This is a genomic window from Metapseudomonas otitidis (assembly GCF_011397855.1).
GTDB classification, from domain to species: domain Bacteria; phylum Pseudomonadota; class Gammaproteobacteria; order Pseudomonadales; family Pseudomonadaceae; genus Metapseudomonas; species Metapseudomonas otitidis.
In genome coordinates, this window is the sequence record NZ_AP022642.1 from 3,563,033 (window position 1) to 3,584,761 (window position 21,729).

The 21,729-nt window shown below is 68.2% G+C and carries 26 protein-coding genes; 12 read left to right on the forward strand and 14 right to left on the reverse strand.

Features of this window, described 5'->3' with window-relative positions:
- Positions 1–50: 50 nt before the first annotated feature.
- The gene (locus PotMrB4_RS16165) at positions 51–2,378 is read left to right on the forward strand and encodes an ATP-binding protein (RefSeq protein WP_044399708.1); all 2,328 of its coding nucleotides are present in this window, start codon (positions 51–53) and stop codon (positions 2,376–2,378) included.
- Here the strand turns inward: PotMrB4_RS16165 and PotMrB4_RS16170 are convergent.
- From PotMrB4_RS16170 to msrB, 3 genes are all read right to left on the reverse strand, one after another.
- Positions 2,359–2,832, reverse strand: a complete 474-nt coding sequence (locus PotMrB4_RS16170) for a MarR family winged helix-turn-helix transcriptional regulator (protein ID WP_044399711.1) — start codon at positions 2,830–2,832, stop codon at positions 2,359–2,361. The genes PotMrB4_RS16165 and PotMrB4_RS16170 overlap by 20 nt on opposite strands.
- Positions 2,829–3,314, reverse strand: a complete 486-nt coding sequence (locus tag PotMrB4_RS16175; protein WP_044399714.1) for a glutathione peroxidase — start codon at positions 3,312–3,314, stop codon at positions 2,829–2,831. Before PotMrB4_RS16175 ends, PotMrB4_RS16170 begins: the two co-directional genes overlap by 4 nt.
- 120 nt (positions 3,315–3,434) lie before the next feature.
- The gene (gene msrB, locus PotMrB4_RS16180) at positions 3,435–3,830 is read right to left on the reverse strand and encodes a peptide-methionine (R)-S-oxide reductase MsrB (RefSeq protein ID WP_069560472.1); all 396 of its coding nucleotides are present in this window, start codon (positions 3,828–3,830) and stop codon (positions 3,435–3,437) included.
- A 182-nt stretch (positions 3,831–4,012) separates the two neighbouring features.
- Between msrB and PotMrB4_RS16185 the strand changes: the two genes are divergently transcribed.
- The 4 genes from PotMrB4_RS16185 to htpX all read left to right on the forward strand — a co-directional run bounded on the left by PotMrB4_RS16185 (position 4,013) and on the right by htpX (position 7,401).
- Positions 4,013–5,224, forward strand: coding sequence for a pyridoxal phosphate-dependent aminotransferase (locus PotMrB4_RS16185; RefSeq protein WP_044399719.1), 1,212 nt, complete (start codon positions 4,013–4,015; stop codon positions 5,222–5,224).
- Between the two features lie 13 nt (positions 5,225–5,237).
- A complete protein-coding gene (locus PotMrB4_RS16190) occupies positions 5,238–5,984 on the forward strand; it encodes an SDR family NAD(P)-dependent oxidoreductase (RefSeq protein WP_172433912.1) in 747 nt (248 codons plus the stop codon).
- Between the two features lie 2 nt (positions 5,985–5,986).
- Entirely contained in the window at positions 5,987–6,439 is a 453-nt protein-coding gene (locus tag PotMrB4_RS16195; protein ID WP_172433913.1) for a hypothetical protein, read from the forward strand.
- A gap of 89 nt (positions 6,440–6,528) precedes the next feature.
- Positions 6,529–7,401, forward strand: coding sequence for a protease HtpX (gene htpX / locus PotMrB4_RS16200; protein WP_107330167.1), 873 nt, complete (start codon positions 6,529–6,531; stop codon positions 7,399–7,401).
- A gap of 64 nt (positions 7,402–7,465) precedes the next feature.
- Here htpX and PotMrB4_RS16205 read toward each other — a convergent pair whose 3' ends face one another.
- Complete coding sequence (locus tag PotMrB4_RS16205; protein WP_172433914.1) at positions 7,466–8,125, reverse strand: thiopurine S-methyltransferase; 660 nt, start codon at positions 8,123–8,125, stop codon at positions 7,466–7,468.
- Between the two features lie 102 nt (positions 8,126–8,227).
- On the opposite strand from PotMrB4_RS16205, the gene PotMrB4_RS16210 reads away from it, so the two are divergent.
- Complete coding sequence (locus tag PotMrB4_RS16210) at positions 8,228–8,995, forward strand: DODA-type extradiol aromatic ring-opening family dioxygenase (protein ID WP_172433915.1); 768 nt, start codon at positions 8,228–8,230, stop codon at positions 8,993–8,995.
- An 87-nt stretch (positions 8,996–9,082) separates the two neighbouring features.
- On the opposite strand, the gene speE is transcribed toward PotMrB4_RS16210, so the two are convergent.
- Complete coding sequence (gene speE / locus PotMrB4_RS16215) at positions 9,083–9,943, reverse strand: polyamine aminopropyltransferase (RefSeq protein ID WP_044399733.1); 861 nt, start codon at positions 9,941–9,943, stop codon at positions 9,083–9,085.
- A gap of 151 nt (positions 9,944–10,094) precedes the next feature.
- On the opposite strand from speE, the gene PotMrB4_RS16220 reads away from it, so the two are divergent.
- Positions 10,095–10,976: a DNA-3-methyladenine glycosylase family protein gene (locus PotMrB4_RS16220; protein ID WP_172433916.1), complete on the forward strand. Its 882-nt coding sequence runs from the start codon at positions 10,095–10,097 to the stop codon at positions 10,974–10,976.
- Position 10,977: 1 nt separating this feature from the next.
- Complete coding sequence (locus tag PotMrB4_RS16225) at positions 10,978–11,478, forward strand: methylated-DNA--[protein]-cysteine S-methyltransferase (RefSeq protein ID WP_172433917.1); 501 nt, start codon at positions 10,978–10,980, stop codon at positions 11,476–11,478.
- Position 11,479: 1 nt separating this feature from the next.
- On the opposite strand, the gene PotMrB4_RS16230 is transcribed toward PotMrB4_RS16225, so the two are convergent.
- Genes PotMrB4_RS16230 through PotMrB4_RS16240 form a run of 3 tightly spaced genes read right to left on the reverse strand, consistent with a single transcriptional unit; the run spans position 11,480 to position 12,465 of the window.
- Positions 11,480–12,040, reverse strand: a complete 561-nt coding sequence (locus PotMrB4_RS16230; RefSeq protein WP_232060719.1) for a histidine phosphatase family protein — start codon at positions 12,038–12,040, stop codon at positions 11,480–11,482.
- Positions 12,037–12,228, reverse strand: coding sequence for a PLDc N-terminal domain-containing protein (locus tag PotMrB4_RS16235; RefSeq protein WP_044399742.1), 192 nt, complete (start codon positions 12,226–12,228; stop codon positions 12,037–12,039). The genes PotMrB4_RS16230 and PotMrB4_RS16235 overlap by 4 nt, the downstream gene beginning before the upstream one ends.
- 30 nt (positions 12,229–12,258) lie before the next feature.
- Positions 12,259–12,465, reverse strand: coding sequence for a PLDc N-terminal domain-containing protein (locus PotMrB4_RS16240; protein ID WP_044399745.1), 207 nt, complete (start codon positions 12,463–12,465; stop codon positions 12,259–12,261).
- 148 nt (positions 12,466–12,613) lie between these two features.
- Between PotMrB4_RS16240 and PotMrB4_RS16245 the strand changes: the two genes are divergently transcribed.
- Entirely contained in the window at positions 12,614–13,495 is an 882-nt protein-coding gene (locus PotMrB4_RS16245) for an endonuclease/exonuclease/phosphatase family protein (RefSeq protein WP_044399748.1), read from the forward strand.
- A gap of 13 nt (positions 13,496–13,508) precedes the next feature.
- On the opposite strand, the gene mtnC is transcribed toward PotMrB4_RS16245, so the two are convergent.
- The 5 genes from mtnC to aroC all read right to left on the reverse strand — a co-directional run bounded on the left by mtnC (position 13,509) and on the right by aroC (position 17,814).
- On the reverse strand, positions 13,509–14,192 hold the full coding sequence (mtnC, locus tag PotMrB4_RS16250) for an acireductone synthase (protein ID WP_172433918.1): 684 nt from the start codon (positions 14,190–14,192) through the stop codon (positions 13,509–13,511).
- 140 nt (positions 14,193–14,332) lie between these two features.
- Positions 14,333–14,878 (reverse strand): 1,2-dihydroxy-3-keto-5-methylthiopentene dioxygenase, encoded by a 546-nt coding sequence (locus tag PotMrB4_RS16255; protein ID WP_044399754.1) that lies wholly within the window; start codon positions 14,876–14,878, stop codon positions 14,333–14,335.
- Positions 14,879–14,963: 85 nt separating this feature from the next.
- A complete protein-coding gene (locus tag PotMrB4_RS16260) occupies positions 14,964–15,578 on the reverse strand; it encodes a methylthioribulose 1-phosphate dehydratase (protein ID WP_069565757.1) in 615 nt (204 codons plus the stop codon).
- The gene (locus tag PotMrB4_RS16265; RefSeq protein ID WP_172433919.1) at positions 15,575–16,726 is read right to left on the reverse strand and encodes an MFS transporter; all 1,152 of its coding nucleotides are present in this window, start codon (positions 16,724–16,726) and stop codon (positions 15,575–15,577) included. The genes PotMrB4_RS16260 and PotMrB4_RS16265 overlap by 4 nt, the downstream gene beginning before the upstream one ends.
- On the reverse strand, positions 16,723–17,814 hold the full coding sequence (gene aroC / locus PotMrB4_RS16270; protein WP_172433920.1) for a chorismate synthase: 1,092 nt from the start codon (positions 17,812–17,814) through the stop codon (positions 16,723–16,725). The genes PotMrB4_RS16265 and aroC overlap by 4 nt, the downstream gene beginning before the upstream one ends.
- Before the next feature lie 129 nt (positions 17,815–17,943).
- Here aroC and PotMrB4_RS16275 point away from each other — a divergent pair, with 129 nt between their 5' ends.
- Together PotMrB4_RS16275 and PotMrB4_RS16280 are read left to right on the forward strand one after the other, a co-directional pair.
- Positions 17,944–18,936 carry an alpha/beta hydrolase gene (locus PotMrB4_RS16275; protein WP_172433921.1) on the forward strand — a complete coding sequence of 331 codons (993 nt, stop codon included), beginning with the start codon at positions 17,944–17,946 and terminating at the stop codon, positions 18,934–18,936.
- A 34-nt stretch (positions 18,937–18,970) separates the two neighbouring features.
- Complete coding sequence (locus PotMrB4_RS16280) at positions 18,971–19,759, forward strand: hypothetical protein (RefSeq protein ID WP_172433922.1); 789 nt, start codon at positions 18,971–18,973, stop codon at positions 19,757–19,759.
- Positions 19,760–19,806: 47 nt separating this feature from the next.
- Here the strand turns inward: PotMrB4_RS16280 and prmB are convergent, their stop codons facing one another.
- A complete protein-coding gene (gene prmB / locus PotMrB4_RS16285; RefSeq protein ID WP_044399770.1) occupies positions 19,807–20,721 on the reverse strand; it encodes a 50S ribosomal protein L3 N(5)-glutamine methyltransferase in 915 nt (304 codons plus the stop codon).
- A gap of 326 nt (positions 20,722–21,047) precedes the next feature.
- On the opposite strand from prmB, the gene PotMrB4_RS16290 reads away from it, so the two are divergent.
- Positions 21,048–21,644: a cysteine hydrolase family protein gene (locus PotMrB4_RS16290; protein WP_044399773.1), complete on the forward strand. Its 597-nt coding sequence runs from the start codon at positions 21,048–21,050 to the stop codon at positions 21,642–21,644.
- The last annotated feature ends 85 nt before the right edge of the window (positions 21,645–21,729 follow it).

Below are 21,729 nucleotides of genomic sequence, written 5' to 3' on the forward strand. Positions count from 1 at the left end.
GGGATAGGCTATGCTTGGCAAGCCCACGGAACAAGGCCGAATCACCCCCAATGGATATCCCGCTGACCCAACGCCTGTCGTTCAAACAGGCCAGCCTCACCGTGCTGGTGGCCTTCATCCTCGGAACACTGCTCAGCATCATCCAGGTCGGCATCGACTACGCCAGCGAGAACGCCTCGCTGGACCGGGAAATCCGCGCCCTGCTGGAAATCAGCCATAACCCTGCTGCCCGCATCGCCTACAACATCGACGCCGAACTGGCCCAGGAGCTGGTGGCCGGGCTGCTGCGCTCGCCAGCGGTGATCCGCGCCGAGATCATCGACAACAGCGGCACCGTGCTGGCCAGCGTCGGCCGCCCCGCTGCGCGCAGCGACTACCGGGTGTTCAGCGACTTCCTCTTCGGCGCCCGCCGCGAATTCCAGGACCCGCTGTTCATCACCCACGCCCCCGAGGAAGCCCTGGGCCTGCTGCGCCTGGAGGTGGACACCTTCGCCTTCGGCAACCACTTCCTGCGGCGCTCCATGCTGACCCTGGTGTCCGGCTTCGTGCGCAGCCTGTTGCTGTCGCTGATCCTGCTGGTGCTGTTCTACAGCATGCTGACCAAGCCCCTGGTGGGGCTGATCCGTGGGCTCAGCGAGCGGGATACCCGTTCCCCCGGCGAGAACCGCCTGCCCTACCCGCCTGGCCACGAGCATGACGAGATCGGTGTGCTGGTGGATGTGATCAACCGCCAGTTGGCCAGCCTGATGGCCGAGATGGGCCAGCGCCGGGACGCGGAGGACCGCCTCACGCAGTACCTGGCCGAACTGGAGAACATCGTCTCGGCCCGCACCGCCGAGCTGAAGGCCACCAACCGCCGCCTCAGCCAGTCCAACGCCGAGCTGGAAATGGCCCGCGCCAGTGCCCTGGAGACCGCCCAGGCCCGCGCCGCCTTCCTGGCCAACATGAGCCACGAGATCCGCACCCCGCTCAACGGCCTGCTGGGCATGCTCTCGCTCACCCTCGACGGCCCCCTGAGCCCCGAGCAACGCCAGCAGCTGACCATCGCCCACGACTCCGGCAGCGTACTGGTGGAGCTGCTCAACGACATCCTCGACCTGTCCAAGTTCGAGGCCGGCCAGCTGGAGCTGGAGGCCATCCCCTTCGACCTCGGCGTGCTGGTGGAGGACACCGCCAGCCTGCTCTCGCAGAACGCCGCGCCCGGCGTGGAGCTGAGCTGCCTGGTGGACCCGCGCCTGCCCTCCCTGGTGATGGGCGACCCGACGCGGGTGCGGCAGATCGTCAGCAACCTGCTCTCCAACGCCCTCAAGTTCACCCGTGTCGGCCGGGTGGACCTGCGGGTCACGCCGGCTGGCGACCAGGGTGTGGTGATCAGCGTGCGGGACACCGGCATCGGCATCTCCGCCGAAGCCCTGCCGAAACTGTTCCAGCCCTTCGCCCAGGGCGGCGCGGGGATCGCCCGGCAATTCGGTGGCACCGGCCTCGGGCTGGCGCTCACCCGTCGCCTCTGCGAAGCCATGGAGGGCCGCCTCCAGGTGCATTCCGAAGAAGGCCTCGGCAGCCAGTTCAGCGCAGAACTGCCCCTGTTCACGGACACCCCCGCCATGCTGCCGCCGCCCCTCAAGGGACGCGTCCTGGCCCTGTGCTCTGCCGGCAGCGGCCTGTCGGACCTGCTCAAGGTCTGGCTGCCGATCTGGGGCATCCACTATGAGCGACGCAACACCGACGCTTCCCTGGACGACGGCCCGTGGGACCAGGTGATCACCGACGCCCCCGAGCAGTTGCCCCGCCTGCGCGAGGCCGGTCCGACACCGATCCTGCTGGTCACCGGCTACGGCAGCTTCCTGCCCGCCGAGCGCGCCGCGCCGCTGGCCCCGCTGCAGCAGCTGGCCCGTCCGATCTCGCGCTCCACCCTCTACCAGGCCCTGCATCGCAGCCTGCACCCCCACGAGCACACCGCCCAGCCCAGCAGCGAGCAACGGCCGCGCCCGCACCACTCCGCGCGCGTGCTGCTGGTGGAAGACAACGCGGTGAACCAGCTGGTAGCCAAGGGCATGCTCAGCAAGCTCGGCTGCGAGGTGCTGGTGGCCAGCCACGGCGGCGAAGCGCTGGAAGTGCTGGCGAGGGAGCCGGTGGAGTTGGTGCTGATGGACTGCAACATGCCGATCATGGACGGCTACGAAGCCACCCGGCGCATTCGCCAGAGCGGCCAGTGGCCCGGCCTGCCCATCGTCGCGCTGACGGCCAACGCCCTGCCGGACGAGCGCGAACGCTGCCGCGCCGCCGGCATGGACGACTACCTGGCCAAGCCGTTCCGCCGGGAAGACCTGGTGACCCTGCTGGACAACTGGCTGCCGGCTACCCAGCCAACCCGCTGAAGCGTTCCAGCAGCTCGGAGAGCCGCGCGCGCAGCTCGACCATCTCGTCCAGGTCCAGCCCGCTGTCGCAGATCAGTTGCGCGCGCAGCGCCGCCGTCTCGTCACGCAGGGCCAGCCCCGAGGGGGTGAGCGCCAGGTGCACCTCACGCTCGTCCTGGGCCGCCCGGCGCCGCTGCACATGACCCAGCTGCTCCAGGCGCTTGAGCAAGGGCGTCAGGGTGCCGGAATCCAGCATCAGCCGCTCTCCCAGGGCCTTCACCGTGGGCTGCTCGGGCGGCCGTGCCTGCCACTCCCAGAGCACCAGCATCGCCAGGTACTGCGGGTAGGTCAGCCCCAGGCGTTCCAGCAACGGCCGGTAGCCCCGAATCACCAGGCGGGAGGCGGCATAGAGCTTGAAGCAGAGCTGGTTCTCCAGCAGCAGGTCCGCCTCGGGCGGTGACGGCAACGGCTTCATTTCAGCAGCGCTTCGATCTCGGCGGTGAGTTCCTCGGGCTTGGTGGTGGGCGCGAAACGCTTGACCTCACGACCCTCGCCGTCGATCAGGAACTTGGTGAAGTTCCACTTGATACCCTGGCTGCCTAGCAGGCCCGGCGCCCGCTTCTTCAGCGCGACGTAGAGCGGGTGGGCTCCCGCGCCGTTCACCTCGATCTTGCGGAAGAGCGGGAAGGTCACGCCGAAGTTCAGCTCGCAGAACTCCGAGATCGCCCCTTCGTCACCTGGCTCCTGCTTGCCGAACTGGTTGCAGGGGAAGCCCAGCACCACTAGGCCCTTGTCGCGGTATTGCTGCCAGATCGCCTCCAGCCCCTTGTACTGGGGGGTGAAGCCGCACTTGCTGGCGGTGTTGACCACCAGCAGCGCCTTGCCGCCGAAGTCCGCCAGGGTCTTCTGTTCGCCCTTGATGGTGGTGACGGGAATGTCGAGAAGCCGATCGCTCATGGTGCGTGCCTCAGTTAATGAAGGTCGGGAAGGGAAAGCCGCGACAAAAATAGCGCCCAAGTAAATTGCATGCAATTCAATTGGGCAAAAATAAAGCCCGCCGGCGGCGGGCTTTGGCATTCAGTCCCGAGGTACGAGCTTCAGCGCCACGGAATTGATGCAGTAGCGCAGGCCGGTCGGCCTGGGTCCATCGGGGAAGACATGCCCCAGGTGGGCCTCGCAACGGGCACAGCGCACCTCAACGCGGTGCATGCCGTGGCTGAAGTCCTCCAGCTCGGCGATGGCCTGGTCGTCCACCGGCTGGAAGTAGCTGGGCCAGCCGCTGCCGGAGTCGTACTTGGCATCGGAATCGAACAGCGCCGCACCGCAGCAGGCGCAATGGTAGATGCCGGGTGTCTTGGTGCCGTTGTATTCGCCGGTGAAGGGCCGTTCGGTACCCCCCAGGCGGCAGACGTGGAACTGCGCGTCGGTCAGCTCTTCGCGCCAGGCTTCAAGGGGTTTGTCCAGCTTTTCCATAGGGTCACCTCGTTGCGGAAAAAAGCCCGACCCGTACCTTTTCCGGCCATCGGGCCGCACGTATCATGCGTGCCTTCGGGCGCCAGTCTGGCAGCGGCGCTGCCTGCTGCCAAGGTATCCGCCCCTTCCACTGCCCCAGCGGCCGCCCCCGGCGCATCAACACATTCGGGACCCTCAGAACCATGCAGTTCAGCAAATCCAACAAGCTCGCCAACGTCTGCTACGACATTCGCGGGCCGGTGCTCAAGCACGCCAAGCGTCTGGAAGAGGAAGGCCACCGCATCCTCAAGCTGAACATCGGCAACCCGGCACCCTTCGGCTTCGAAGCGCCGGAGGAAATCCTCCAGGACGTCATCCGCAACCTCCCCACCGCCCAGGGCTACAGCGACTCCAAGGGCCTGTTCAGTGCCCGCAAGGCCGTCATGCAGTACTACCAGCAGAAGCAGGTGGAAGGCGTCGGCATCGAGGACATCTACTTGGGCAACGGCGTCTCCGAGCTGATCGTGATGGCCCTGCAGGCCCTGCTGAACAATGGCGACGAGGTGCTGATCCCGGCCCCCGACTACCCGCTCTGGACCGCCTCCGTGGCGCTGGGTGGCGGCAAGCCGGTGCACTACCTGTGCGACGAGCAGGCCGGCTGGTTCCCGGACATCGCCGACATGAAGGCGAAGATCACCTCCAACACCAAGGCCCTGGTGCTGATCAACCCCAACAACCCCACCGGCGCCGTGTACTCCCGCGAGCTGCTGCTGGAGATCGTCGAACTGGCCCGCCAGCACAACCTGGTGATCTTCTCCGACGAGATCTACGACAAGATCCTCTACGACGAAGCCCAGCACATCTCCACCGCCTCCCTGGCGCCGGACGTGCTCTGCCTGACCTTCAACGGGCTGTCCAAGTCCTACCGCGTGGCCGGCTTCCGCTCCGGCTGGATCGCCATCTCCGGGCCCAAGCACCGCGCCCAGAGCTACATCGAAGGCCTCGACATCCTGGCCAACATGCGCCTGTGCGCCAACGTGCCGAGCCAGCACGCCATCCAGACCGCACTCGGCGGCTACCAGAGCATCAACGACCTGGTCCTGCCCGGCGGCCGCCTGCTGGAGCAGCGCAACCGCGCCTGGGAACTGCTCAACGACATCCCCGGCGTCAGCTGCGTCAAGCCCATGGGCGCGCTCTATGCCTTCCCGCGCATCGATCCGAAGGTCTGCCCGATCCACAACGACGAGAAATTCGTGCTCGACCTGCTGCTCTCCGAGAAGCTGCTGATCGTCCAGGGCACTGCCTTCAACTGGCCGTGGCCGGACCACTTCCGCGTGGTCACCCTGCCCCGCGTCGACGACCTGGAGCAGGCCATCGGCCGCATCGGCAACTTCCTCAAGACCTACCGCCAGTAAAAGGAGCACCGCCATGGGCCAGCCCCGCCGCTACCTGCTCACCGGCGCCAGTTCCGGCATCGGCATGGCCCTGGCCCGCGAGCTGGCTGCACGGGGACATGACCTGGCCCTGGCGGCACGCCGGGAGGAAACCCTCCAGCAACTCGCCGAAGAGCTGCGCGCGCACCACGGTCGGAACATCGCCGTGCTGCCCCTCGACGTCACCGACTACGCCGCCTGCCAGGACGCCGTGGGCCTGGCGAAAAACGCCCTGGGCGGGCTCGACGGGCTCATCGCCAACGCCGGCATCGGCCTGGCGGGCAAGGTCGGCACGGGCCGTTTCGAGCGCTTCCAGCAGACCCTGGAGACCAACCTGATCGGCACCATCGCCTGCCTCGACGCCGCCGCCCAGCTGTTCCGCGAGCAAGGCCATGGCCACCTGGTGGCCGTGGCCTCGGTTGCCGGCAAGCGCGGCCTGCCGGCGACCGCAGGCTATTCGGCGAGCAAGGCCGGGCTGATCAGCTACATGGAAGCCCTCGAACTGGAGCTGTACCGCAGCCCCCTGCGCACCACCCTGCTGCTGCCCGGCTACATCGACACCCCCATCAATCAGGGAGCAGGGCCGCGACCCTTCCTCATCGACGTGGAGCGCGGCGCCCGGCTGATCGCCCAGCACATCGAGCGCCAGACCCGCCGCGCCTACGTGCCCGGCTGGCCCTGGGCGTTGATCGGCCGCCTGCTGCCGCTGCTCCCCAACGCGCTGCTGGCGCGAGCACTCTGACCATGGACCTGCAGATCGACGACTTCTACAAGGATTGCGCAGCCGGCATGCTGACGCTCTACCTCGCCTTCCCCCGCAAATCCGCGCTGTACGTGGAGGACCTGATCGGCCACGAGGAGCCGGACGAGTTCGGCCTGCCCAGCAAACGCCACCAAGGCTGCCTGGGCGCCCTGATCTGGCTGGCCGAGGAAGGCTACATCCGCTACGAGAGCACCATCCGCTACGAAGCGCTGGACCAGGCCGTGCTCACGGAGAAGGGCTTCCTGCGCCTGTCACGCAGCATTCCCCATGCGGTCGGCGACGAAGGCGCCCTGCCGCCGAGCGTGCGCCGGGTACACGGCACCCTCGCCCATCAGCTGCGCGAAGCACTGGCCAGCCGCAACAGCGAACGCATCGCGCGGCTGTCACGCCTGCTGTTCAGCGGCCCCGACGGCACGGCAGGCGACACAGTTTGAAATAAGGGTTCGGTTGAATCGCCCTCGCCCGAACCTTATATACCCCCGCATATCAAACCGCTTCCCGCCGTGAGGAGACTGTCCCAATCATGATGCGAATTCTGTTGTTCCTGGCCACCAACCTTGCAGTCCTTGTGATTGCCAGCATCACGCTGAAGCTGCTGGGAGTAGATCGCTTCACCGGCCAGAACTACGGCAGTCTGCTGGTGTTCTGTGCCGTGTTCGGCTTCGCCGGCTCCCTGGTCTCGCTGTTCATCTCCAAGTGGATGGCGAAGATGAGCACCGGCACCGAGATCATCACCCAGCCCCGTACCCGCCACGAGCAGTGGCTGCTGCAGACCGTCGAGGAGCTGTCCCGCCAGGCCGGCATCAAGACGCCCGAGGTGGGCATCTTCCCTGCCTACGAAGCCAACGCCTTCGCCACCGGCTGGAACCGCAACGACGCCCTCGTCGCCGTCAGCCAGGGCCTTCTGGAACGCTTCTCGCCCGATGAGGTGAAAGCGGTACTGGCCCACGAGATCGGCCACGTGGCCAACGGCGACATGGTGACCCTGGCGCTGGTCCAGGGCGTGGTGAACACCTTCGTGATGTTCTTCGCGCGCATCTTCGGCAACTTCGTCGACAAGGTGATCCTGAAGAACGAAGAGGGCCATGGCATCGGCTACTTCATCGCCACCATCTTCGCCGAGCTGGTCCTGGGCATCCTCGCCAGCATCATCGTCATGTGGTTCTCGCGCAAACGTGAGTACCGCGCCGACGAAGCCGGCGCACAGCTGGCCGGCACCAACGCCATGATCGGCGCCCTGCAGCGCCTGCGCGCCGAGCAAGGCGTACCGGTGCAGATGCCCGACAGCCTGACCGCCTTCGGCATCAACGGTGGCCTGAAGAACGGCCTGGCCGGCCTGCTGATGAGCCACCCGCCCCTGGAAGACCGCATCGAGGCCCTGCGCCGCCGCGGTTGATCCAACCGAAGCCAACGAAAAGGGCAGCCACTGGCTGCCCTTTTTCATTCGCCATCGCCGAGCCTCAGCCCTTGCGCTGCAAGCGGAACACCGGCTCGTGCAAGGCATCCAGGCCGCGCGAGGCGAACTTCCAGTTCCTCTCCAGCACGTCTTCCCGCTCCAGCAGCTCCACGCACCAATCCGGCTCCAGGCGCGCGCGCACCTCCTCCTCCGGCACCGAGAACGGCGGGCCATCGAGCCGCGACTGCTCGTACTCCAGGGTCACCATCAACCCCCGGCAACCCGGCGCCAGCAGGCGAGCGAGGTGCGCGACATAGGCTTCGCGCATGGCCGGCGGCAAGGCGATGATCGCTGCCCGGTCATACAGCGCCACGCAATCCCGGGTGTCCTCGGGCGTCAGGGCGAAGAAGTCCCCCTGGAGGATCTCTACCCGCCCCGAACTGAAACGGCGCAACGCGCCGACCTCGCTCACCTCCGGCTCCACGCCCCATTCGGCGAAGAAATCCAGCACCGCCTTCTCTGCCAGCTCCACGCCCAGCACCCGATGGCCCTGGTCAGCGAGCCACAGCAGGTCCAGGCTCTTGCCGCAGAGCGGCACCAGCACCTGCGCATCGGCAGGGAGCGCCAGGGCGTGCCAATGCCGCAGCAGCCAGGGGTTGACCTCATCGAGATGGAACCCGATCTGATCGCTGTGCCAACGTGCCTGCCAGAATGACTCTTCCACCTGATCCTCCTGATGATTCGATAGATACGCGCAGAATTTTATGCTGGAAGTCGATACGTCCAGCGCAGAACATGGCGCCCATCCTAACGGAGGACGCCCCGGATGCTACCCACCCTGTTCATCTCCCACGGTTCCCCCATGCTCGCGCTGGAACCCGGCGCCAGCGGCCCCGCCCTCGCCCGCCTGGCGGCCGAGCTGCCGCGCCCGCGCGCCATCCTGGTGGTGTCCGCGCACTGGGAGAGCCAGGGCCTGAGCCTGACCGGCGCCGCCCACCCCGAGACCTGGCACGACTTCTACGGCTTCCCGCCGGCGCTCTACGCCGTCCAGTACCCCGCCCCCGGCGCACCCGAGCTGGCGCGCGAAGTCCAGGGGCTGCTGAAGGCCGCCGGCCTGGACGCCGCCATCGATGACCATCGCCCCCTCGACCATGGCGCCTGGGTGCCACTGTCGCTGATGTACCCGGAAGCGGACATCCCGGTGCTGCAACTGTCCCTGCCCAGTCGCCTCGGCCCGGCCTTCCAGACCCGGGTCGGCCGTGCCCTGACCGCCCTGCGCGACCACGGCGTGCTGCTCATCGGCTCCGGCAGCATCACCCACAACCTGCGGGAGCTGGACTGGCACGCGCAGGACGACCACGGCTCCGACTGGGCCCAAGCCTTCCGCGACTGGATGGTCGAGCGCCTGGCCCGCGATGACGAAGACGCCCTGCATCACTACCGCACCCAGGCGCCCAATGCAGTGCGCAGCCACCCCAGCGACGAGCACCTGCTGCCGCTGTACTTCGCACGCGGAGCCGGCGGCGCATTCAGCCTGGCCCACAGCGGCTTCACCCTCGGTGCACTGGGCATGGACATCTACCGCTTCGGCTGAAGCACACCGCCATGAAAAAACCGCTGCCGAATCGCTCCGGCAGCGGTTTTTTCATTCAGCCAGCCCCCGGAAAGGAGGCCGGGTACCTCAGTCGTTGCTGGGCTTGCCCACGGCCTGCAACACGTACTGCGGCAGCGCGAAGGCGCCCAGGTGAACCTCGGGGTTGTAGTAGCGGGTCACGATGCCGCTGCCGGCGAAGCGCTGGCGCAGCACCTCCAGGGAGACCTTGCGGGTATCGCCCTGGGTCGCGCCCCAGGCGAAGGTCATGGCCCCGCCGATGTAGGTGGGCACCGCCGCCTGGTAGAAGTGCCAGTCGGCGAACAGGCCGTTCATGCGCGACGCAGTGGTCTGCACTTCGGCCAGTTGCATGAAGGGCGTGCCGTTCTGGGTCACCAGGATGCCGCCATCGTTCAGGCAGCGGCGGCAGGCCTGGTAGAAGTTCTCGGAGAACAGCACCTCGCCCGGCCCGATGGGATCGGTGGAGTCGGAGATGATCACGTCGAACTTCTCCTCCGTGGTCGCCACGAAGCGCATGCCGTCGTCGATCACCAGGTTCAGGCGCGGGTCGTCATAGGCGCCCTTGGAGTGGTTGGGCAGGAACTCCTTGCACATGTCCACCACGGTGCCGTCGATCTCCACCATGGTGATGCTCTCGACCGCCTTGTGCTTGCGCACCTCGCGCAGCATGCCGCCGTCGCCACCGCCGATGATCAGCACGCGGCGGGCAGCGCCATGGGCCAGGATCGGCACGTGGGTGAGCATCTCGTGGTAGATGAACTCGTCCGCTTCGGTGGTCTGGATCACACCGTCCAGCGCCATCACGCGGCCCATGCGCGCGTTCTCGAAGATCACCAGGTGCTGGTGCTCGGTGCGGACCTCGTGAAGCAGCTTGTCCATGCGAAAACGCTGGCCGTAGCCGTCATAGAGAGTTTCCTGGTAATCGCTCATGAGCGGTCTCCCGTAGTGGCTGCAGAAGGACGGAACAGCGGCCCGCCCGGAGAAAGGCGCGCATTCTACGACGCTCACCGTGCCAGGTCGAACCGTGGCGACGGCCGATTTTCCCGCGACAGGCCCCGCCCTCAGCGGGTATCGTCGCGCCATGCAGACACCCGCCCCTCTCCTGCGCCAGGCACTGCCGTTCCAGCCGCCCTGGCACTGGCACCAGTTCCATGCCCACTTCAGCCTGCGTCGCCTGCCCGGCGTCGAACGGGTGGATGAACACGGCTACACCCGCAGCATCCGCCTGGGTGAGCTGCACAGCTGGTTCCGCGTCACGCCCACGCCCGAGGCCCTGTTGCTGGAACTGCCGCACGAGGCCGCAGCGGCCCAGGCGGACATTGCCCTGCGGGTGCGGCGCATGTTCGACCTGGACTGCGACCCTCTCGCCGTTGCCGCCACCCTGGCGCAGGACGAGGTGCTGAAGCCGCTCCTGGAGCGACACACCGGGCTGCGCCTGCCGGTCGCCTTCGACCCGTTCGAACAGGCGGTGCGCACCATCATCGGCCAGCAAGTGACGGTGAAGGCCGCGGTGACCATCGCCGGTCGCCTGGTGGAGCGCCTGGGCACGCCCCTGCCCGAAAGCCCCGACGGCCTGCGCCTGTTCCCCACCCCGGCAGCCATCGCCGAAGACGCCCTCCCCGGCATCGGCATGCCCGGCAAGCGGGTCGAGACCCTGCGCCGACTGGCCGCCGCCGTGGCATCGGGCGAGCTGGAACTGAGCCTGGCGGACGGCGTCGAAGCCTTCCAGGCGCGGCTCTGCGCCCTACCCGGCATCGGCCCATGGACGGCCCAGTACATTGCCCTGCGGGCCTTCGGCGATGCGGATGCCTTCCCCACGGCCGACCTGGGCCTGCTCAAATCCCCCCTCTGGGGTGCCGGCGGCATCAGCCCACGCCAGCTCGCCGAACGCGCCGAGCGCTGGCGACCGTGGCGCGCCTACGCTGCCGTGTACCTCTGGCACAGCTACGCAACGGAGACCTGACGTGTACTTCCGCCACCACCCCAGCCCCATCGGAACCCTGCTGCTGGCCGGCGACGAGGAAGGGCTGCGCATGCTGCACATGGACAGCGCCACGCCCTGGACACTGGACCCGACCTGGCAGCCCGCCACGCGCGAGCTGGACGAAGCCTGCCGGCAGCTGGACACCTACTTCGCCGGCAAGCGCACGCGCTTCGAACTGAAGCTGGCGCCACGCGGCACGCCCTTCCAGCAGGACGTGTGGCGGGCCCTGCAGGCGATTCCCCACGGCCAGACCACCCACTACGCCGCCCTCGCCCAGGAGATCGGCCGCCCCCGGGCCGTGCGCGCCGTTGGCGCCGCCAATGGCGCCAACCCCATCGCCATCATCATTCCGTGCCACCGGGTGATCGGCCGCGACGGCAGCCTCACCGGCTTTGCCGGCGGGCTGGAGCGCAAGGCCATCCTGCTGCGTCTCGAAGGCGCCCTGCTGCAGCCGGCCCAGGACCAGCTGCAACTCATCTGACTCAGTGCGGCGCGGGCACCCGTGCCAGCACCCGAGGCGGCTCGCCGATCGGCATCGCCACGATCACCGCCTCGCCCGGAACCGGCGTGATGCCGGCCAGCGCGCCGATGTTCACCCCGTGGGTCACCAGCACCAGCGGCAGGCCCCGTGGCAGTTGGCTGACACGCTGGCGCAAGCGCTTCGCAGCGGCCAGGTCACCGTCGAAGTAGTCCAGCGCGTCCAGGGTCTCCACCGCCCCGAGCCCCAGCTCCAGGGCCGTTTCCTGGGTGCGGCACCAGCGCCCGGCATAGATGCGCGGCCCCTCGATCCAGTGGCGGCGCAGCAGCTGGCCCCATTGCTGGGCCTCGCGCCGGCCCTGGGCATCGAGGTTGCGCTGGGTCCGGCAGTCCTGCAGCTGGAAGCCCGCCGGATCGCCCGCGCCCGGCGCATTGGCATTGCGCAGCAACAGGGCGGCCTGGCCGCTACGCAGCGCTGCCCAGGCGTCATCCTGGGGTTCCGCCAGGGCCGCCAGGCAGCCCAGGGCCAGCAGGGCGCCCACCCAGGCGCGTAGCCCGCGGCTCACAAGCGCACATCGCCACGGGGGCCGGCGATGGCCCAGATGATCAGGCCGAGCACCGGCAGCAGCACGATCAGCAGGATCCACAGCACCTTCATGCCGATCTCGGCATTGCTCTTGATGACATTGAGGATGGCCCAGATATCCAGGGCCAGGATGACCAGACCGGCCAGGCTGTTGAGCAGCGAACCCATGACAACGCTCCTGTTGGGGGGAAAGACGGATCAGGCAGCGCCCGGGCGCCGTCTGCGCGGGCCCATCCAGGCCCAGTTGAACAGCCCGAGCACGGGGAACAGCACCAGCAGCGCCACCCACAGCCAGCGCAGCTGGCGCGGTACGTTGCTGGTCACCACGTTGTACAGCGCCCAGGCCGTCAGCAGCAGGTAAAGTGCGCCCAGCCCGCCGTAGAAAGCAATTGCCGCTCCGCTCATGGCGCCCTCCCATGCACAGGATTGTGACGAGGGCATCGCGCCCCTGCCGCCTCAGGTGAACAGCTGGTTGGGCAGATGGCGGCGGGCAAGGTTCCGTCCATCGGCGGATGCCCTACAATCTCCCACCCGCCGCCATCAGGATGTTTCCGTGCTCAAGGCCCTGCGCTTCCACCTCAACCAGCTTGCCTGGCTTGGCCTGGTCACCCTCGTGCTCGGCCAGTTCGGTCGCTTCCACTGGGTGTTGGAGCTGTTCAGCCATTTCGCCCCGCTGCAGGCCGGCCTGATGCTGGTAGGGGCCTTTGCCAACCCGCGCAATGCCTCGTCGCTGCTGTTTGTTCTCGCGGGGGCCGGGGTGATCGGCTGGGGCCTCACCCCCTGGCCGCACGACGCGCCGGGCAGCACCGGCCAGGAGCGCCGGGTGATGGCCTACAACCTGCGCCTGGACAACCCCCGCGCCGACGCCGAGGCCGCCTGGCTCAACGCGCTGCCGGCCGATGCTCTGTTCCTCACCGAAGCCACCCCCGCCTGGGGCGAACGCCTGGCACCGCTGAAGGCCCGGGAAGCCTGCGCCCGCTACCAGGACGGCCCGTTCGGCCTGGCGCTGTTCACCCGCCAACCGGTGCGCCGCTGCCAGGTGCTGGAGCCACGCGGCCTGGCTGCCTACCCCTACATCCGCGCCGAGCTGGATGACGGCACCGTGCTCTACGGCATCCACCCGCCGCCGCCCCTGGGGCCGGAACTGGCAGCAGCCCGGGACGAAAGCCTGCGCCAGCTGGCCGAACAGATCGCCCTTGAAGGTCGCGAAGTGGTGGTGATGGGGGACTTCAACAGCACAGCGTTCTCGCCGCGCCTGCAGGACTTCCTGGCCGATGCCGGCCTGCGCCTCACCGCCCAGCGCGTGCGCCCCACCTGGTGGCCGGGGCTGCTGGGCGTGGACCTGATCCTGCTGCGCAGCGACCGCACGGTGAAGGCGGTGGGCGCCCTGCCCTGGCAAGGCTCCGACCACCGCGCGGTGTGGCTGGACTACTGACGAGAGGGTCGACTCAGGTGTGTGCCGGGTCGATCACCGCAAAGCTGGCCACGGTCGGATGCCCGGCCAGCTCGCCGCCCTCGCGGGCCAGGCCGATGGTGGGCAGGCCGGCTTCGCGCGCCGCGTCCAGTTCCTGCACCACGTCGGAGAGGAACAGCACCTCCTCCGCCGGCAGCCCGATGGCCTCGACGATACGGCGGTAGGACCCGGCCTCCCGCTTGGGGCCGCTGGTGGTGTCGAAGTAGCCGGAGAACAGCGGGCTCAGGTCACCCGCCTCGGAACAGCCGAAGATCAGCTTCTGCGCCTGGATCGAGCCCGAGGAGTAGACGTACAGCCGATAGCCCTCGACGTGCCAGCGGCGCAGCGCCTCGACAGCATCCGGGTAGACATGGCCCTTGAGCTGTCCGGCTCGGTAGCCCTGCTCCCAGACCATGCCTTGCAGCGCCTTGAGCGGGGTGGCCTTGCGGTCCTTGGCAATCCATTCCAGCAGGATCGCCACCACACGCTCGACGCTGGCCTCGGGCTCGCCGCTCTCGCGACGCACCGCTTCCACCTGCTCCGCCACGACCGGCTCGGCGGCGTGCTCGCTGACGAAGCCCGGCAGGTGGCGGGCGGCATAGGGGAACAGCACGTCGAAGACGAAGCTCACGGCACTGGTGGTGCCTTCGATGTCGGTGAGGATGGCCTTGATGGGCATGCGGACTCCGGTATTTCGATATTCACAGGACCCGGCGCAATCGCAGGGCTGGATGGGCGCAGACAGACGTACCGGGCGGGTGTACCAGGTGGGCATAGGGTGGGCTTCAGCCCACCACGCTCCCTGCCCCGCCTACGGCCTCAATCCTCCAACTGCGGAAAGCGCCTGGCGATGTCGTCCCCGGTGAACTGGGCCACCCAGCCCTCGGGGTTGTTGAACAGGCGGATGGCGACGAAGTGCGGCTCCTCGCCCATGTCGAACCAGTGGCGGGTGCCGGCAGGCACCGAGATCAGGTCGTTCTTCTCGCACCGCACGGCGTAGACGTAGTCATCGATGTGCAGGGTGAACAGGCCGCGTCCGGCGACGAAGAAGCGCACTTCGTCCTCGGCATGGCGATGCTCGTCGAGGAACTTGGCACGCAGCTCGGCCTTCTGCGGGTGGCTGCGGTCGAGGCTGACCACGTCCACCGTCACGTAGCCGCGCTCCTTCATCAACGCGTCGATCTGCGGGCGGTAGGCGGCGATCACCTCGTCCTGGCTCGCCCCCGGGGTCAGCGGCGCGCTGGCCTGCCAGCGCTCGAAGCGCACGCCCACGGCCGCAAGGGTGGAGGCGATGTCGTCGACATGGGTCAGCACCTTGTTCGGCAGGTCGGGGCTGGACTCGTGGTAAACGGAAAGGCTGCTCATCGGTGTACTCCTGGTCGCCGGCTCCGGCTCTGCTGGCCGGTCGCACGGGCGGTCTGGGTCAAGGCTCCCTCGGCGGAGGGTGGCGTCAGCGGGCCTGCAGGGCGCGAACCTTCAGCTCGCACTCGAACAGGAATTCGAAGGCTTCGACCTGGCGCAGGGCGTCGCTCATGCGCGGGCCCCAGGTGTAGAGGCCGTGGCCACGGATCAGGTAGCCGACGCACTCGGGGTGCGCGTCCAGCCAGGGCTGGACCTTGGCTGCCAGGCGGGCGATGTCCTGGTCGTTGTCGAAGATCGGCACTTCCACCTGGCTTTCATGGGTGGTCACGCCGCTGAAGGCCTTCTGCAGTTCGTAGTCGGCGAACACCAGCGAGTCGCTCAGGGTCAGCCGCGAGAGAACGGTGGCGTTCACCGAGTGGGTGTGCAGCACGGCGCCGATCCCGGGCTGCCAGCGGTACAGCTGGGTGTGCAGCAGGGTCTCGGCGGAGGGTTTCTTGCCCGGCTCCAGGCTGATGCCGTCGAGGTCGGTGGCCAGCACGTCGTCCTCGCCGAGCTGGCCCTTGTGCTTGCCGGAGACGGTCAGCAGCGCCTGGTCGGCCGACAGCCGCGCCGAGTAGTTGCTGCTGGTGGCCGGGGACCAGCCGCGACCGTAGAGGAAGCGGCCGGCCTCGATGATTTCACGGGTAAGTGTTTCGCGGTTCATGCCCGCTCCTCTTTCAATTGAGTGGCAATGATAACGGCAGCGGCCATGGCGGCCAGGCTGGCAATGACGAAGGTCCAGGAGGCGCCCAGGCTGTTCCAGCTGTAACCGGAGTACAGGGCCCCGAGCGCGCCGCCGGTGCCGGCGAGTGCTGCGTAGAGCGCCTGGCCCTGGCCTTGCTGCTGTGGGCCGAACTGGCGTTGCACGAAATGGATGGCCGCCGCATGGAAGCTGCCGAAGGTCGCCGCATGGAGCACCTGGGCGAACAGCAGCACCGCGAGGTTGTCGGCGAGATGCCCCAGCAGCAGCCAGCGCAACGCCGCGAGCAGGAAGCTCGCGGCCAGCACCTGGCGAACCGGGAAGCGCGAGAGGATGCGCGCCATCACCAGGAACATCAAGACCTCCGCCACCACGCCCAGCGCCCACAGCTGGCCGATGAAGCCGCGCGGGTAGCCGAGGCTTTCCAGGTAGATGGTCTGGAAGGTGTAGTACGGGCCGTGGGACAGCTGCATCAACCCCACGCACAGGTAGAACGCCAGCACGCCGGGTTGCCGCAGTTGGTCGAGGAAGCCGCCGCTGGCGCCTCCCTCCCGGGCCACCGGCGTGGCATTGGGCACCCACCAGCTGCTGAGCACGATGCCGGCCATGATGACCACCAGCGCCACCGGGTAGACGTCCAGGCTGAACACCTCGAACGCCTTGCCCAGGCCGACCACGGTGAGGATGAAGCCGATGGAGCCCCACAGGCGGATCTGGCTGTAGCGCGCGGCCTGCTCCCTGAGATGGGCCAGGGTGATCACCTCGAACTGCGGCAGCACCGCGTGCCAGAAGAAGGCGTGCAGGGCCATGATCATCGCCAGCCAGGCGTAGCTCTTGTCGACGAAGATCAGCGCGAAGGTGCACAGGGTGCAGAGCGCGCCCAGCCGCACGATGGCCAGGCGCCGGCCGCTGCGGTCGCCCAGCCAGCCCCAGAGGTTGGGCGCCACGCAGCGCATCAGCATGGGGATGGCCACCAGCTCGCCGATGCGCGCGGCGGAGAAGCCCAGGTGGTCGAAGTAGAGCCCGAGGAAGGGCGCCGTGGCGCCCAGCAGGGCGAAGTAGAACAGGTAGAAACCGGACAGCCGCCAGTACGGCAGCGCGCCGCCGGTCACAGCTGGCCGAGCACCGGGGTGGTGACGCGCACATCGGCGTTCTGCCCGCGATGGCGCAGCAGGTGGTCCATCAGCACGATGGCCATCATGGCTTCGGCGATGGGCGTGGCGCGGATGCCGACGCAGGGGTCGTGACGGCCCTTGGTGATCACGTCCACCGGGTTGCCGTCGACGTCGATGGAGCGGCCCGGCGTGGTGATGCTGGAGGTGGGTTTCAGCGCCAGGTGGGCGACGATCGGCTGGCCCGAGGAAATGCCACCGAGGATGCCGCCGGCGTTGTTGCTGAGGAAGCCGTCCGGGGTCAGCTCGTCGCGGTGCTCGGTGCCGCGCTGGGCGACGCACGCGAAGCCGGCGCCGATCTCCACGCCCTTCACCGCGTTGATGCTCATCAGCGCGTGGGCGAGTTCCGCGTCCAGGCGGTCGAAGATCGGCTCGCCCAGGCCCGGCGGCACGCCTTCGGCGACGACGGTGATCTTGGCGCCGACGGAATCCTGGTCACGGCGCAGCTGGTCCATGTAGGCCTCCAGCTCCGGCACCTTGTCCGGGTCGGGGCTGAAGAAGGCGTTCTGCTCGACGCTGTCCCAGGTCTTGAAGGGGATCTCGATCGGGCCGAGCTGGCTCATGTAGCCGCGGATGCGGATGCCCTGCCCGGCCAGCCACTTCTTGGCGATGGCGCCGGCGGCGACGCGCATGGCGGTCTCGCGCGCCGAGGAACGGCCGCCGCCGCGGTAGTCGCGGACGCCGTACTTGTGGTGGTAGGTGTAGTCGGCGTGGGCCGGGCGGAACAGGTCCTTGATCGCCGAGTAGTCCTTGGACTTCTGGTCGGTGTTGCGGATCAGCAGGCCGATGGAGCAGCCGGTGGTGCGGCCTTCGAAGACGCCGGAGAGGATTTCCACCTCGTCGGCTTCCTGGCGCTGGGTGGTGTGGCGGCTGGTGCCCGGCTTGCGGCGGTCGAGGTCACGCTGCAGGTCCTCCAGGGAAAGCTCCAGCCCGGGCGGGCAGCCGTCGACGATGGCGACCAGCGCCGGGCCGTGGCTTTCGCCAGCCGTGGTGACGGTGAACAGCTTGCCGTAGGTGTTGCCGGACATGCACAGTGCTCCGCTGAAATGGGCCTTGAAGAAAGGCCGAGGAGTATACCTGCGGCGCCCGACCAGTTCACCCACGAACCTTGCGCCGGTGCCGGCATCCAAGCCTGGCACTCCCACACGGATTCCCCCATGCCCCGACTGCTGTACACCCTGCTTGCCCCGCTGCTCTGCAGCCTGCTCCCACCCGCCACCGGCTTCGCCGCCCAGACCGTGCTGCAGCGCCCCATGGACCTGGACACCGGCACCGGCGTGCTCCACGGCACCCTGCTGCTGCCTGGTGGCGAGGGGCCGGCCCCCGTCGCGTTGCTGGTGGCCGGCTCTGGCCCCACCGACCGCAACGGCAACAACCCCATGGGCGGGCGCAACGACAGCCTGAAGAAGCTCGCCGAGCTGCTGGCCCGCAACGGCATCGCCAGCCTGCGCTTCGACAAGCGCGGCATTGCCGCCAGCCACGACGCCGGGCCGGACGAACGCCAACTGAGCCTGGACGGCTACGTGGACGACGCCGTCGCCTGGGCACGCCAGCTCAGGGCCGACCCCCGGTTTTCCAGGCTGATCCTGATCGGACACAGCGAAGGGGCGCTGATCGCCAGCCTGGCCGCGCCACGTACCGAGGCCGCAGCCCTGGTGGTGATCGCGGGCAGCGGCCAGCCATTCGACCAATTGCTGGTGGAACAGCTGCGCCAACGCCTGCCACCTCCGCTCCTGGCACGGAGCGCCGCGTTCCTCGCAGCCCTGCGCAACGGCCAGACCGTGGACGAGGTGCCGCCGCCGCTGATGGTGCTGTTCCGACCCAGCGTGCAGCCCTACCTGATCTCGCTGCTGGCCCACGACCCGGTCGAGGCCTTCGCGGCGGTGAAAGTCCCCGCACTGATCCTGCAGGGCAGCCACGACATCCAGGTCGGCGTTGCCGATGCCGAGGCCCTGAAGGCCGCGAAGCCCGATGCCGAGCTGGCGGTCATCGGCGGCATGAACCACATCCTGCGCATCACGCCGGCCGGTATCCAGGAGCAGCTGGGCTCCTATAATGCCGCCGAGCTGCCCCTGGCTCGCGAGCTGGGCCAGCATCTGCTGGCGTTCATCGCCGCCCTGCCCTCCAGCCCGCCGCCTGGCGGCCGATAACCGGATCACACCGCGCCCGTAACAGGAAAGCCCGATGAGCGACACCGACACCCAGCCCCCCGAGGCCCTGGACCCCACGCCCGTGGTGGTACCACCGCATCCCTGGGCCGACCTGGCGCCGGAGAACCACCTGCTGCTGAGGCTGGCGCCGTTGCCTGCCGACGCCGCCACGGGGCCCCGGCCACTGCGCTTCATCGAGCTGGGCGAAGTGGAACGACACAGCCCCGACCACAGCCTGCTGGTGCTCAGCCTGCACCTGCCGGGGCAACTCATGCGCAAGGAACAGAACCGCCTGGAGGTCTGGGCCGACCACCGCAGCAAGGAGGTCCGCTTCGGCCCCGACGACGGCCTGCGGCTGGAGCCCCAGAACCGTGGTCTTGGGCGCTTCCTGCTGGCCCGGGGCATCCACTGGGCGCGACACCAGTGGGCGCACTACCGGGTCGAAGGCGGCGCACTGCCGAACACGCTGGCCGTCTCGGAAGACATTCGCCAGCGCCGTGACCACGTGCTCAAGGCCCAGGGATTCGAAGTCACCTACCAGGACCCGCTGCAACTGCACGCCCACTACGGCGCCGGTCGCGTCAGCGAGCTGCTGGATGACTGGAACAAGGAGAAGGTGCAGGTCATCGGCCTGCTGGACGCGGCCAACATGCTGCAGCAGGCCGACCACAACCTGCACCAGCAGGAAATCCAGATCCGCAAGCTGGAGGACCGCGTCGCCGAACTCAAGCGCGACGACAGTGGCCTGCGCTTCACCATCACCTGCCTGGTGGTCTTCGCCGTGTTCCAGGCCGGCCTGCTGATCTGGATCGCCACCCACTGACGGGCACGCCCCGATTTTCAGAGGTGCCCTGAGCGGCGAGGCCCTCTTCAGCCCGCCAGGCGGGCGCGGAACAGGTCCTGGTGCTCACGGCACTGGCGGGCACTGAGCAGGAACACGCCATGCCCGCCCCGAGCGAACTCCAGCCAGGTGAAGTCCACTTCCGGATACAGCGCCTCCACATGCACCTGGCTGTTGCCCACCTCGACGATCAGGGTGCCCTGCTCGGTCAGGTGGTCGGCGGCTTCGGCCAGCATGCGCCGCACCAGGTCCAGCCCATCGTCGCCACAGGCCAAGCCCATGGCCGGCTCGTGGTGGTACTCCTCGGGCATGTCGGCGAAGTCTTCCGCATCGACGTAGGGCGGATTGGACAGGATCAGGTCGAAGCGCTGGCCGGGCAGGCCGTCGAAACCGTCGCCCTGGACGGTGTAGACGCGGTCTTCCAGCTCGTGGCGCTCGATGTTCTGGTTGGCCACTTCCAGCGCGTCGAAGGACAGGTCGGCCAGCACCACCTCTGCCTCGGGGAAGGCGTGGGCGGCGGCAATGCCGATGCAGCCGGAGCCGGTGCAGAGGTCGAGGATGCGCGCCGGCATGTTCGGCAGCCAGGGCTCGAAGCCCTGCTCGATCAGCTCGCCGATGGGCGAACGAGGCACCAGCACGCGCTCGTCGACCACGAACGGCAGGCCGCAGAACCAGGCCTCGCCCAGCAGGTAGGCGGCCGGTACGCGCTCATGGATGCGGCGCTTCAGCAGGGCCTGGACATGCTCGCGCTCGTCGTCCTCCAGGCTGCAGTCCAGGTAGCTGTCGGCGATCTCGTAGGGCAGGTGCAGGGCGCCGAGGACGAGCTGGCGGGCTTCATCCCAGGCGTTGTCGGTGCCATGGCCGAAGAACAGGTTCTCCCCATGGAAACGGCTAACGGCCCAGCGGATGTGGTCGCGCAGGGTGCGCAGGCGGGATTCGGACACGACGCTCTACCTCTTGGAACGGGATGCGGATTCTACACCCGACCGCTCAGGGCTTGCGACGCACCTAGGGGTCTTCCCGGCGCTCACGACGCAATTCGCGCAACACGGCGATGGCCACGGCGCAGGCGAACAGCAACCAGAAAGAAGGGGGAAGATCAGACAGGCCATTCATGCGGCAACTCCTTGCACACGGCGACTTCGACTCCATCCGAAGGGCTTCGATGGTGCGCCGGGCGGGAAGGTTCCCGCAAGAGGATTGCGCGACATGGTTCACTTATCGCGTCACACGGCGGACAATAGCGGCCTACGTCGTACCGGAGATTCGCATGTCTGCTCCCAAATCCATGTTCCAACTCAGCGGCCGGGGCTACCCGCCGACCACCCTGAGCAACGCCACGCTGGTCATCATCGACGTCCAGGAGGAGTACCGCAGCGGCGTCCTGGCCCTGCCCGGCCTCGACGCGGCACTGGAGGAGATCGCGACCCTGCTGGCCGCCGCTCGCGCAGCCGGCACTCCCGTCGTACACGTCAAGCACCTGGGCGTTCCGGGTGGCCTGCTGGACCCCCAGGGCGAACGTGGCCAACAGATGCCCGAAGCCGCCCCGCTGCCTGGCGAGGTGGTCGTCGAGAAGCGCCTGCCCAACGCCTTCGCCGGCACCGACCTGCACGACCGCCTGCAGGAGATCGGCCACCTGGACCTGATCGTCTGCGGCTTCATGACCCATTCCAGCGTCAGCACCACCGTGCGCGCCGCCAAGGACTACGGCTACCGCTGCACCCTGGTCGCCGCCGCCTGCGCCACCCGTGACCTGCCCACCCCTGACGGCGGCGTGATCAGCGCCGACGAGATGCACCGCGTCGAGGTCATCGCCCTCGCCGACAACTTCGCCAGCGTCGTACCCAACGCACGCGCCCTCGCCTGAGGCAACGCCTCACCGCAAAGCCGGCCCTCTCCTATCGGGCGAATGGCAGGAACCCCACCCGCTGGTTCCGGTCATACGCCCGATC